The organism is Enterobacter sp. MGH 24 (genome assembly GCF_000493015.1).
In the GTDB taxonomy this organism is placed as follows: domain Bacteria; phylum Pseudomonadota; class Gammaproteobacteria; order Enterobacterales; family Enterobacteriaceae; genus Enterobacter.
Map to the genome: position 1 here is coordinate 3,632,463 of NZ_KI535657.1, position 10,406 is coordinate 3,642,868.

The window sequence follows — 10,406 nt, forward strand, 5'->3', positions numbered from 1 at the left end:
ATGAACAGCTGCCTCTACCACGGCGTATTACGCCACCGCCGCCTCCAGCCGAAAACCCATGAATTTAGCTACAGCGTGTTTATGGCCTGGCTGGATCTGGATGAACTGCCGCTGCTGTCGTCAGTCGGCGTGCGGCGCAATCGCTTTGCCGCCGCCTCGTTCCACGACGCTGACTATCCGCTCGGCACGCCGCTCAAAGAGAACGTGCTGAGCAGGCTGGAGAGACTGACCGGGGAACGTCCGGACGGGCGGGTGATGCTTCTGACGCAGCTGCGCTATTTCGGCTTTCATTTCAATCCGGTCAACTTTTACTACTGCTATGACAGGAAGGGAACGCTGCGCTGGGTGCTGGCGGAGGTCCGCAACACGCCGTGGAATGAACGTCATTACTATGCCGTCAACGGACAGGATGCGCAGCCCACGGAAAAAGCGTTTCACGTTTCCCCCTTCAACCCGATGGACATGATCTACCACTGGCGCTTTAACGACCCGGATAACACGCTGCATATGCACATTGAAAACCATCAGGAAGCGAAGGTCTTTGACGCCACGCTCGCGCTGCGCCGGGAGCCTTTGACGCGCCCCGCGCTGCGCTCGCTGTTGCTGCGCATTCCGCTCATGACCCTGAAAACCGTTTTTGCCATTTACTGGCAGGCGCTGCGCCTGTGGCTCAAGCGCGTGCCGCTGTATAACCATCCCGTCAGCAGGAGTGAACGCTCATGACCGATCCCGTCTTTGCGTTAGAACCCGATATCCCGCGCAACGTCCGCCTCGCGCGATGGCTGCTGTTTCGTCTGTTAAGCGGCATCCGCGGCGGCTCGCTCACCCTGCGCGAAGGGGCCCAGACCTTCCATTTTGGCGAGACATCCTCCGCGCTGCATGCCGACGTGCAGATCCTCACGCCCGGCGTCTACTGGCGCGTTTTAACGGGCGGGAGCCTTGCTGCGGCAGAAGCCTGGATGGACGGCGAATGGGAAACCGCGCACCTCACGCCGCTTCTGGAGCTGCTCGCGCTCAACGGCGAGGTGCTTGGCCGTCTGGAAAACGGGTTCCGTCTGCTCGGCAGGCCGCTGGAGCGGATACGCCACTGGACCCGGCGTAATTCTCGAGCCCAGGCCCGCGAAAATATTGCCGCCCATTACGATCTGGGCAATACCTTTTATGCCCATTTCCTGGATAAGGAACTGCTCTATTCCAGCGCGCTGTTCACCGCTGACGAGCAGGATCTGACGGCGGCCCAGCAGGCCAAAATGGCGCGCCTGTGTGAGCAGTTGGCGCTGAGTGCGAGCGACCACCTGCTCGAAATTGGCACCGGCTGGGGCGCGATGGCGGAATACGCGGCCCGTCATTATGGCTGTCGGGTAACGACCACCACGCTGTCGCAGGAGCAATATCTCTGGGCGACCGAGCGGATCGCCCGCGCCGGGTTACAGGATCGCGTTGAGGTACTGCTCTGCGACTATCGCGACCTCACCGGACAGTACGACAAGCTGGTCTCGATAGAGATGATTGAGGCCGTCGGGCAACGCTATCTGCCGACGTTCTTCCGTACCTGCCAGGCGCGGCTGCGCCCCGGAGGACGGATGGCGATTCAGGCCATCACTATTCAGGACCAGCGCTATCGCGACTACAGCAAAAGCGTTGATTTTATCCAGCGCTACATTTTTCCCGGCGGCTTCTTGCCGAGCATTACGGCGATGAACGAGCTGATGACGCGGCACACCGATTTCGTGGTACGTAATCTCTTCGACATGGGCCCCGACTATGCCCGCACGCTGGCCCACTGGCGGCAGCGCTTTGTCCACGCCTGGCAGGAGATTGAAAAGCTCGGCTTCGATGAACGGTTCCGCCGCATGTGGCTGTACTACTTCGGCTACTGCGAAGCCGGGTTTAACGCTCGCACCATCAGCGTGGTGCAGCTGACCGCCGAGCGCGTATGAGACGTTACCTTCAGGTCTTCCTGCTGGCCATTGCGTTCGATCTCTACTGGGCGCTGGTGGTGCTCTTTCGCGAACAGGGCCTGATTATCTGGATCGCTCTGGCGATCCTGGCGTGCCTGCTTTTGCCGCCTGCTTACCGTTTTTATGCTATTGGGCTGGCCGCGGCGGGCAGCCTGCTGGACGCGCTCTGGGCCCTGACCGGGCTGATTGCCTTTACGGGCGAGTCCCTGATGCCGTTATGGATGGTGGCACTGTGGCTGATGTTCGCCACGGTCTGGACGCAGCTGACGCGCACCACCACGTTGCCCGGCTGGCTGCTGACCCTGCTGGCCGCCGTGGGGGGGCCGGTGGCCTATCTGTTTGGCGAGCGGCTAGGGGGAATTACCTTTCTGGAGCCGACCTTTATCGTCGTCAGCTGGATGGCGCCGGGCTGGCTGGTGTTGATGCTGTTTTTCCACCTGCTGATGGGGAGACAAAAATGAGAGCTGCGGTTTTGCTGCTTTGGCTGACGCTGGTTGTTCCGGTTGCTCAGGCCGCCGACTGGCTTGCCTGGCGGAAGGTGGGGGACGCCACGCTCACCTGGGGGCCTTTCACCGTCTATACCTCCCAGCTGCGCACCCCGGATGGCCGTTACAGTCGGGACAATCAGGATCAGGCGCTGATTATTACCTATGCGCGGGACATCGATCGCGATGAACTGGTTGAGGCGACCCGTGACCAGTGGCAGGCGCAGGGGATCCTGGCGCAGGAACCGCAAAGCGAAGCCTGGCTGCGGATGCTCCGGTCGCTGTGGCCGGATGTCCGACCTGGCTCACAGCTGGCGTTTGTTCTCAACGATAAGCAGGGACAGTTCTGGTATCGCGCGTCAACGGCGCAAACATCCTTTATTCCACTCGGACCACGCCAGTCGGAAGCGTTCAGCACCCGTTTTCTGGCCATCTGGCTCGATCCCCGTACGCAATATCCTGAACTGCGTCAGCAGTTAATCGGAGGCCAAAAATGAAACGTATCCTGATGATGGCGCTGGCATTCACGATGCTGCTGGCGGGCTGTAGCACGGAGGTGGCCGAGTATCGCCAGCAGCAGCCACGGCTTGATATTTTCCACTACTTCCAGGGCAAAACCGAAGCGTGGGGGATGGTACAGGATCGCAGCGGCAAGCAGATCCGCCGTTTCCACGTTGAGATTGCCGGGGATGTTATTGGCGATACGCTGACGCTGAATGAACGCTTTGTTTACGACGACGGCGAGAAGCAGCAGCGGGTCTGGCATATTCGCCGGGTAGGAAGCGATCGCTACGAGGGAACGGCAGGGGATATCGAAGGGGTTGCCACGGGGCAGGCCGCAGGCAACGCGTTCAACTGGCATTACAGCATGAACGTGAAGGCCAACGGCAGCACCTGGCTGCTGAACTTCGACGACTGGATGTACCTGCAGGATGAGACGCATCTGTTTAATAAAACCGAGATGAAGAAGCTGGGCGTCACCGTCGCCACGGTGACGCTGTTCTTTACCCGGAAGACGTAAGCCTAGTCGCGGACGCTGCCGGTTTTACTGCTGGCGTAAATAAAGTACAGGGCAATCCCCAGGCACACCACCGCGCCCAGACGGCTCAGCGAAAACGGAATAGCGGGATTGCCCAGCCAGCCAAAGTTATCAATCAGCATACTCATGGCGAGCTGGCCGAATATCACCGCCACCGTGGCGACGGCGGTGCCGATGCGCTGCACCGCCAGGACCATGATCACAATGTAAGGCACGCCGAACATCGCCCCGAGGAGCTGCCATTTCGGCACGTCCAGCAGCGTGACCGCCTGCTTAGGCTCAAAGAAGAAAATGAGCAGGGCGGTCACCAGCGCACCGACGGAAAACGTCAGGAACGCGCTTTTAAATACGCCCACGCTGCTGCCGAGCTGCCCGTTAATGGCGGCCTGAATGCTCAGCGTTGCGCCGCCACACACGGCCAAAAGAATCATCATCAGTGTCATACGTTACCCCTGCGCCACCAGAACCAGTGCGGCAATAATAAAAACCAGCGCCACGATGCGTTTCGCGTTTATCTTCCTGTGCGGCGTACCCAGCAGACCAAAGTGGTCAATGATCAGGCTTTTAAAGACCTGACCGGCCAGAATGCCAATCATGGTCATCGCGATGCCGATAGCGGGGGTCGCAACGGTCAGAATGACCACGTAGACAGGGCCAAGCACGCCGCCGAGCAGCTGCCAGCCGGGCTGTGCGAAAAACGACGGGCTGTTACGGGGGCTGAAAAACAGCATCAGCAGAAACGTCAGCGCGGCACCCACGCCGAAGATGCTGAACGTCGCCCATAGGTCACCCACTTCGCCGCCCAGCGGCCCCAGCAGGCCCGCCTCTACGGACAGCCCCATCCCGCCGGCAATCACCAGTAAAATCAACACAAACTGCATTACGCTTCCTCCTTTTTCTGGCGAAGAAGATTACGTCGTCAGTCTCGTGAGAAAAATGCCATAATGCTGGAAACACCTTTGCAGGATATGCATTAATGGTCGACGCTAGTAACATCAACGTCCGCGCGCTGCTGATCTTTATTGACGTGTATGAAGCGCAGAATTTCTCCGTCGTGGCGCGGCGGCAGGGGATATCGGCCTCGCAGATATCGCGCGTGATCCACCAGCTTGAGGATGCGCTCGGTCAACAGCTTTTCTACCGCAATACGCGGGCCGTCATCCCGACGGAAAGCGGTCATCTGTTTATTCGCTATGCCCGGTCGATGGCGGAAAATCTGGAAGAGGCGCGACGGGAGCTGGACGCGCGTGCGGTGGAACCTTCCGGCGCGATCCGAATTAACGGACCGGTGTTTTTCGGCCAGAAGCATATTGCCCCCGGCCTTCCCGGCCTGTCGGAACGCTATCCCCGCCTCAGCATAGAGTTGACGCTGACCGATGATTTTATCGACCCCCATCGGGACGCCGCCGACGTGATCTTCCGGATTGGCGTGCTGACGGACTCCTCGTTTCATGCGCGGGTGTTCGGGCGGCAGGTTTATCATCTGGCCGCGTCGCCAGACTACGTGCGAAAACAGGGTGCGCCCGAAGGGCCGGATGACCTGAACCGTCATCACTGTCTTGTCTATCGCGGATCGTCAGGGCCTAACCGCTGGCTGTTTCGCGGGAAGGGTGAAGCGTGGATACACTATCCCGTTACGCCATTGATGACCTCGAATAATGCGGAAGCGTTACTGGCTGCGGCGCTGGGTGGAATGGGGATTGTGCTGTTCCCGGACTGGCTGGTGAGCGAGCAGCTCCAGCGCGGCGAGCTGATTTCGCTCCTGCCCGCGCTGGAGTGCGCGATCAATACAGAACAGCAGGCAATCGCGGCGATCTATCCTGATGCCCGTCATCCGCCCCTGAACGTCAGGGCGGTGATTGATTATTACGTCGAGCGCTTTGGCACGCCGCCGTACTGGCAAACGTAAGGGATTACGCGGCGAGCTCTTTGCGGATAATCTCTGCGCCCGCGCTCAGCGCGTTCAGCTTGCCGTTAGCGACCTGGCGGGAGAGGGGAGCCATGCCGCAGTTGGTTGACGGATAAAGCTTGTCCGCGTCGACGAACTGCAGCGCTTTACGCAGCGTATCGGCGACTTCTTCCGGCGTTTCAATGGTGTTGGTTGCCACATCAATCGCGCCGACCATCACTTTCTTACCGCGGATCAGCTCCAGCAGATCCATCGGCACGCGGGAGTTGTGGCACTCCAGGGAGATAATGTCGATGCTGGAGGTCTGCAGCTTAGGGAAGGCCTCTTCATACTGTCGCCATTCTGAGCCGAGCGTCTTTTTCCAGTCCGTATTGGCCTTGATGCCGTAGCCGTAGCAGATGTGTACGGCGGTTTCGCACTTCAGCCCTTCAACGGCGCGTTCCAGCGCGGCGATACCCCAGTCGTTCACCTCGTCAAAAAAGACGTTAAATGCCGGTTCATCAAACTGGATAATATCGACGCCTGCGGCCTCTAACTCACGCGCTTCCTGATTGAGGATTTTGGCGAATTCCCAGGCCAGCTTTTCACGGCTTTTATAGTGCGCGTCGTAAAGGGTGTCGATCATGGTCATCGGCCCGGGCAGGGCCCATTTGATTGGCTTGTCCGTCAGCTGGCGCAGGTACTTCGCATCGTCCACGAAGACCGGCTTCTGACGCGCAACGGCTGAAACCACGGTCGGCACGCTGGCGTCATAGCGGTTACGAATGCGCACCGTCTGACGATTTTCAAAATCCACGCCGCTCAGGTGTTCAATAAAGGTGGTGACGAAATGCTGGCGGGTCTGTTCCCCGTCGCTGACAATATCGATTCCCGCACGGATCTGCTCATCCAGAGACAGGCGCAGCGCATCCTGTTTACCCGCCAGCAATTCCTGATCCTGTAATTTCCAGGGTGACCACAGCGTTTCAGGTTGTGCAAGCCAGGTCGGCTTAGGGAGGCTGCCAGCGGTAGAAGTCGGGAGCAATGTTTTCATAATAAAAGACCTTTTTGAATGAATTAAAGCGTGTAGTTATCAGACCACTGCTCAAGAATATGTTGGTAAGGCTTAATGAAGTACGCTTCGGTAAAACGGCCCTGTTCAATCGCCAGCTGGCTTCGCTCTTCCCGGTCATAAACAATTTTGGTTAAGGAGTGATCCTGCTGGTTCAGATCCGGTCGATAGCACAGCCCCGCCGCCGAGTTTGCGTTATAAATTTCCGGGCGATAGATTTTCTGGAAGGTCTCCATCGTGCTGATGGTGGCAATCAGTTCCAGATCGGTGTAATCACTCAGCAAATCCCCGGTAAAGAAGAATGCGAAAGGCGCCACGCTGTTTTCCGGCATGAAATAGCGAACCTGCAGGCCCATCTTCGCGAAGTAATGCTCCGTTAGCGACTCGCCATCCGGCTGATACTCAATGCCCAGCACGGGGTGCTGGTTACCGGTGCGGCGGTAGGTGTCTTTGCTGGAGACGCTCAGGCAGATCACCGGTCCCTTTCTGAAGTTCTCTTTGTATTCCGGCGAATTCACAAAGTGGCGGAAAATATTGCCGTGCAGTTCGCCAAATTTTTCCGGAATGCTGAAGTGCTGCTGGTTCTTGTTGTGTTCCAGCAGCAGGACGCTGAAATCGTAATCCCGCACGTAAGAAGAGAAGTTATTCCCGACGATGCCCGGGATACGCAGGTTATTTTTTTTGTCGACAATCGTGGTTTGCAGTATCTCGATGGCCGGAAACGGTTTTTCCGCGCCAATGTTCAGATCGACAGAGATGATTTCAAGCTCAACCGCGTAGCGATCGGCGTTTGGGTTATCCCAGCGCGCTAAGGCGTTAAAGCGATTGTTGATCATCACCAGCGTATTGCGCAGGTTCTCCTGACGCTTTTCCCCGCGCGCCAGGTTGGCAAAGTTGGTGGTCGTACGCGTATTTTCTGACGGGTTGTAATTCTCATCGAAGCAACTGCGCTTAAGGGTATATGTGAAAGCTTTGCTCATTGTGGTTATGCATCCTAAGTTCATGTTGCTAAGAAGTTGCCGATGCATAATTTATGCCTGAGCCCGCAGCGCAGGGGAAGTGACTTAATTTCAATGCAACATGAGGGAAGTTCATGAACAGGATTGTGCACAGCCTGGAGAGGGAAGTGAGAGAGTAAGGGGCATCGCGCCCCTTAGCGTTATGCTGTAGGGCGTTCGTTCCAGGCGTCACTGTGCATGATGTTCCCGTCGACGATGCGCCAGGTAATTTTTTCGTACTGCAGACTTACGCTTTCAACATGGTTCATTTTATCGTTGGCAGCGATTTTCACGTTCGGCACGCTGCAGTTAACACCCGTAACCTTTACGTTTTCCATTAGTACGGTGTAATAACAGACTTCCTGTCCGGCATCATTAATATGATAGAACTTAATTTCAGCGCTTTTGAGTGCCTGACCGGTAGATGCTGCTTTGTAAAGGTAGGGCGTGGCGCTATCAACTTCCTTTTCAATCCGCATAGATGAGTGTTGACGCGTGCCGGTGATCTTGCCGTTAGCGCTGTCTACTGGGAGATTAATGCCATGACTCAGTCCTATGATCTCAATGCTACCTTCACGATCCTGAACATCTACAGATCCTTTAATATGTGCTCCACCGTCGTCTTTTAGCCACATGTAGGGAGGAATAGGCATTCTTTATTTCCTTATTTTATTGAGTAGTAGCGTTGTTAAGCGATAAATAACCGTAGCGAGGGTCAGTACGATTAAAATATCGATATTGGTATATGTGTCATATATTGTTTCAGCATTCACATCACCATAAATAAAATTACATAGAGATGAGACCACGTCATGATCAAGATAATGTTCAGCGGGTCCCAATGTGCGGCCTACTAAAATGCTGATGCATAGAAACCAGGCCGTTTTCAATAGCCTGATGCCCCATTTACGGACAAGTGCTGGTATAGCCACTTTCACTCACCTCAACCCAGCCGCGTGCCATCAGCGAACGCATACAGGGAACTTCAATAAGCTCTGTACTCATGAGAGCATTCCGGATTAATGCGTAATCAGAATTATGGGCAATCGTGATACATCCTTCAGATACCGTACCCGGATGCAGCCGAAACAAACCCCGATAAACGTTATCAATCCAGGTACCATCATCGATTCCCCAGTCATCCTTGTATAAAGCAAACCACTCATCGCGGCCAAATTCTGCGCCGGATCTAACCTTGTTCCACCGATCCTGAACCTTCGCTTTTAACCCTGAAAAGAAACCTCCAGTCCCTCTGTCAACAATCCAGTATTTACCCGGGGGAATTGGACCCGATCCTTTAACTGCACCACAAAATCCATTGTTTCTATAAATTCCCTGCCCGGAATGCGCCATAAACACGCCAACGCCGTGCAGGTTAAAAGGCGCATAGTCAGCACCGTTAAGCAGCATTGTTCCTTTTAAGGCCATATTTTTCCGCACCCTTTTAATAAGATAAAGGCAGCCTACGCCTGACGCGGGTACAGATATTCAACTCACATCATATTTATGAGTTCCTCATTTTTTTTAAGAAATTGACCTGACATTTTTTAATCACTCTTTAGGCGTTAACGTTAGTTAATGCTGAATGAATAATGAACCAGGCTCAGCTAACAAAACGCCATGCCTACTTCTCTGGCACACGCTCCGCAATTCCCGCTATAATCCCCAAAATTTCCAACCGGTTTAGAAACAATCATGACAAAACTCACCTTACAAGAGCAGATGCTGAAAGCGGGCCTCGTCAGCAGCAAGAAAGCGGCGAAAGTGCAGCGCACGGCAAAGAAATCACGGGTTCAGGCGCGTGAGGCTCGTGAAGCGGTAGAAGAGAACAAAAAGGCGCAGATCGAGCGTGACAAGCTGCTGAGCGAGCAGCAGAAGCAGGCCGTGCTGGCGAAAGAGTTTAAGGCGCAGGTGAAGCAGCTGATTGAGATGAACCGCATCACCGTGGCGAGAGGCAACATCACCTTTAACTTCACCGACGGTAATCTGATCAAAAAAATCGACGTCGACAAGCAAACCCAGGCTCAGCTGATCAACGGCCGTCTGGCGATTGCCCGCCTGGTCATCAACGCCAGCGGCGACTGTGAATACGCGATTATCCCGGCGGTGGTGGCCGATAAAATTGCCCAGCGCGATGCCGACAGCATCGTCTTAAACAGCGTGCTCAGCCAGGAAGAGCAGGACGAAGACGATCCGTACGCGGACTTCAAAATCCCTGACGATTTGATGTGGTAAACCGCATTCAGAACGGGGCGGCGTGACGGGCGTTAACCGGCTCTCCGCTCACGGGATGAATAAAATTCAACTCGCTTGCATGCAGCATCAGCCGGGGCGCGTCTTCCGCCCCCGGTGCTTCAAGACCGCCATACAGATCGCAACCCAGAATCGGGTGTCCCAGCTGCTGGCAGTGAATACGCAGCTGATGGGTTCGCCCGGTCTCCGGCGTCAGTATCACCCGCGTTAACGGCACTCCCGTACCCTGATAAAAACGTTCCACGACCCGATAGCGGGAGCGGGCGGGTTTTCCGTTGATGGCGCAAATCGACATCAGCGGGAACAGCGCCGGGTCTTTGGCAATCGGTGCGTCTATTATTCCCTCATCGTTTTCCACATGGCCGCAAAGCGCCAACCAGCTCGCCGTCCAGCACAGGAATTGGGTTTGCAGCCAGGTCACGCACGGTGATTTCGTCAGCAGAATGCTGTTCACGCCACTGTTCAACGAAGTAATCAGACAGCTGACCAGACTGAGAGTACCCTGCCAGAATACTGGATTTCAAAACTAATACTTTGCTCATGGGTGATTCCTGTTGTTGCATTTGATTGAAGGGGGTTGCCCCGTTGCTTGTTGACACTCTATTCACAATCCTGCCACAGAGATAGCGCAATATATCGAAGCCTATGTTCGAATTTTTTGAATAAGGCGCGAAAGGCGTCAATGTGGTACTCTATAGCAATCATTAAAA

The 10,406-nt window shown here is 55.5% G+C and carries 13 protein-coding genes and 2 pseudogenes; 7 read left to right on the forward strand and 8 right to left on the reverse strand.

What is annotated here, in order from left to right:
* From L370_RS04845 to L370_RS04825, 5 genes are read left to right on the forward strand one after another with little or no spacing between them, the layout of a single operon-like run.
* Entirely contained in the window at positions 1 to 723 is a 723-nt protein-coding gene (locus tag L370_RS04845) for a DUF1365 domain-containing protein (RefSeq protein WP_023335613.1), read from the forward strand.
* Positions 720 to 1,940 (forward strand): SAM-dependent methyltransferase, encoded by a 1,221-nt coding sequence (locus tag L370_RS04840; protein WP_023335614.1) that lies wholly within the window; start codon positions 720 to 722, stop codon positions 1,938 to 1,940. Before L370_RS04845 ends, L370_RS04840 begins: the two co-directional genes overlap by 4 nt.
* A complete protein-coding gene (locus tag L370_RS04835) occupies positions 1,937 to 2,422 on the forward strand; it encodes a DUF2878 domain-containing protein (protein ID WP_023335615.1) in 486 nt (161 codons plus the stop codon). The genes L370_RS04840 and L370_RS04835 overlap by 4 nt, the downstream gene beginning before the upstream one ends.
* Positions 2,419 to 2,943, forward strand: a complete 525-nt coding sequence (locus L370_RS04830; RefSeq protein WP_023335616.1) for a hypothetical protein — start codon at positions 2,419 to 2,421, stop codon at positions 2,941 to 2,943. The genes L370_RS04835 and L370_RS04830 overlap by 4 nt, the downstream gene beginning before the upstream one ends.
* Complete coding sequence (locus L370_RS04825) at positions 2,940 to 3,467, forward strand: DUF3833 domain-containing protein (RefSeq protein ID WP_023335617.1); 528 nt, start codon at positions 2,940 to 2,942, stop codon at positions 3,465 to 3,467. Before L370_RS04830 ends, L370_RS04825 begins: the two co-directional genes overlap by 4 nt.
* A gap of 2 nt (positions 3,468 to 3,469) precedes the next feature.
* Here L370_RS04825 and L370_RS04820 read toward each other — a convergent pair whose 3' ends face one another.
* Positions 3,470 to 3,928, reverse strand: a complete 459-nt coding sequence (locus L370_RS04820; protein WP_023335618.1) for a DMT family transporter — start codon at positions 3,926 to 3,928, stop codon at positions 3,470 to 3,472.
* A gap of 3 nt (positions 3,929 to 3,931) precedes the next feature.
* A complete protein-coding gene (locus L370_RS04815) occupies positions 3,932 to 4,366 on the reverse strand; it encodes a DMT family transporter (protein ID WP_023335619.1) in 435 nt (144 codons plus the stop codon).
* Positions 4,367 to 4,461: 95 nt separating this feature from the next.
* Between L370_RS04815 and L370_RS04810 the strand changes: the two genes are divergently transcribed.
* The gene (locus tag L370_RS04810; RefSeq protein WP_023335620.1) at positions 4,462 to 5,394 is read left to right on the forward strand and encodes a LysR family transcriptional regulator; all 933 of its coding nucleotides are present in this window, start codon (positions 4,462 to 4,464) and stop codon (positions 5,392 to 5,394) included.
* 4 nt (positions 5,395 to 5,398) lie between these two features.
* Here the strand turns inward: L370_RS04810 and L370_RS04805 are convergent, their stop codons facing one another.
* The 4 genes from L370_RS04805 to L370_RS04790 form a co-directional block, all read right to left on the reverse strand.
* On the reverse strand, positions 5,399 to 6,427 hold the full coding sequence (locus tag L370_RS04805; RefSeq protein WP_023335621.1) for a methionine synthase: 1,029 nt from the start codon (positions 6,425 to 6,427) through the stop codon (positions 5,399 to 5,401).
* Between the two features lie 23 nt (positions 6,428 to 6,450).
* The gene (locus L370_RS04800) at positions 6,451 to 7,425 is read right to left on the reverse strand and encodes a DUF1852 domain-containing protein (RefSeq protein WP_023335622.1); all 975 of its coding nucleotides are present in this window, start codon (positions 7,423 to 7,425) and stop codon (positions 6,451 to 6,453) included.
* Between the two features lie 179 nt (positions 7,426 to 7,604).
* Positions 7,605 to 8,096 (reverse strand): Hcp family type VI secretion system effector, encoded by a 492-nt coding sequence (locus tag L370_RS04795; RefSeq protein WP_023335623.1) that lies wholly within the window; start codon positions 8,094 to 8,096, stop codon positions 7,605 to 7,607.
* Between the two features lie 253 nt (positions 8,097 to 8,349).
* Positions 8,350 to 8,871 (reverse strand): DUF2778 domain-containing protein, encoded by a 522-nt coding sequence (locus tag L370_RS04790; protein WP_023335624.1) that lies wholly within the window; start codon positions 8,869 to 8,871, stop codon positions 8,350 to 8,352.
* A gap of 267 nt (positions 8,872 to 9,138) precedes the next feature.
* Here L370_RS04790 and L370_RS04785 point away from each other — a divergent pair, with 267 nt between their 5' ends.
* On the forward strand, positions 9,139 to 9,678 hold the full coding sequence (locus tag L370_RS04785; protein WP_023335625.1) for a DUF2058 domain-containing protein: 540 nt from the start codon (positions 9,139 to 9,141) through the stop codon (positions 9,676 to 9,678).
* Positions 9,679 to 9,685: 7 nt separating this feature from the next.
* Here L370_RS04785 and L370_RS04780 read toward each other — a convergent pair.
* Positions 9,686 to 10,066, reverse strand: a pseudogene (locus L370_RS04780) (RluA family pseudouridine synthase); the annotation flags it as partial.
* Positions 10,056 to 10,238, reverse strand: a pseudogene (azoR, locus tag L370_RS22975) (FMN-dependent NADH-azoreductase); the annotation flags it as partial. The pseudogenes azoR and L370_RS04780, both read right to left, overlap by 11 nt.
* Between the last annotated feature and the right edge of the window lie 168 nt (positions 10,239 to 10,406).

Coding starts and splice junctions, on each gene's coding strand:
- L370_RS04845 (WP_023335613.1), top strand. CDS start 1: ATGAACAGCTGCCTCTACCACGGCGTATTACGCCACCGCCGCCTCCAG.
- L370_RS04840 (WP_023335614.1), top strand. CDS start 720: ATGACCGATCCCGTCTTTGCGTTAGAACCCGATATCCCGCGCAACGTC.
- L370_RS04835 (WP_023335615.1), top strand. CDS start 1,937: ATGAGACGTTACCTTCAGGTCTTCCTGCTGGCCATTGCGTTCGATCTC.
- L370_RS04830 (WP_023335616.1), top strand. CDS start 2,419: ATGAGAGCTGCGGTTTTGCTGCTTTGGCTGACGCTGGTTGTTCCGGTT.
- L370_RS04825 (WP_023335617.1), top strand. CDS start 2,940: ATGAAACGTATCCTGATGATGGCGCTGGCATTCACGATGCTGCTGGCG.
- L370_RS04820 (WP_023335618.1), bottom strand. CDS start 3,928: ATGACACTGATGATGATTCTTTTGGCCGTGTGTGGCGGCGCAACGCTG.
- L370_RS04815 (WP_023335619.1), bottom strand. CDS start 4,366: ATGCAGTTTGTGTTGATTTTACTGGTGATTGCCGGCGGGATGGGGCTG.
- L370_RS04810 (WP_023335620.1), top strand. CDS start 4,462: ATGGTCGACGCTAGTAACATCAACGTCCGCGCGCTGCTGATCTTTATT.
- L370_RS04805 (WP_023335621.1), bottom strand. CDS start 6,427: ATGAAAACATTGCTCCCGACTTCTACCGCTGGCAGCCTCCCTAAGCCG.
- L370_RS04800 (WP_023335622.1), bottom strand. CDS start 7,425: ATGAGCAAAGCTTTCACATATACCCTTAAGCGCAGTTGCTTCGATGAG.
- L370_RS04795 (WP_023335623.1), bottom strand. CDS start 8,096: ATGCCTATTCCTCCCTACATGTGGCTAAAAGACGACGGTGGAGCACAT.
- L370_RS04790 (WP_023335624.1), bottom strand. CDS start 8,871: ATGGCCTTAAAAGGAACAATGCTGCTTAACGGTGCTGACTATGCGCCT.
- L370_RS04785 (WP_023335625.1), top strand. CDS start 9,139: ATGACAAAACTCACCTTACAAGAGCAGATGCTGAAAGCGGGCCTCGTC.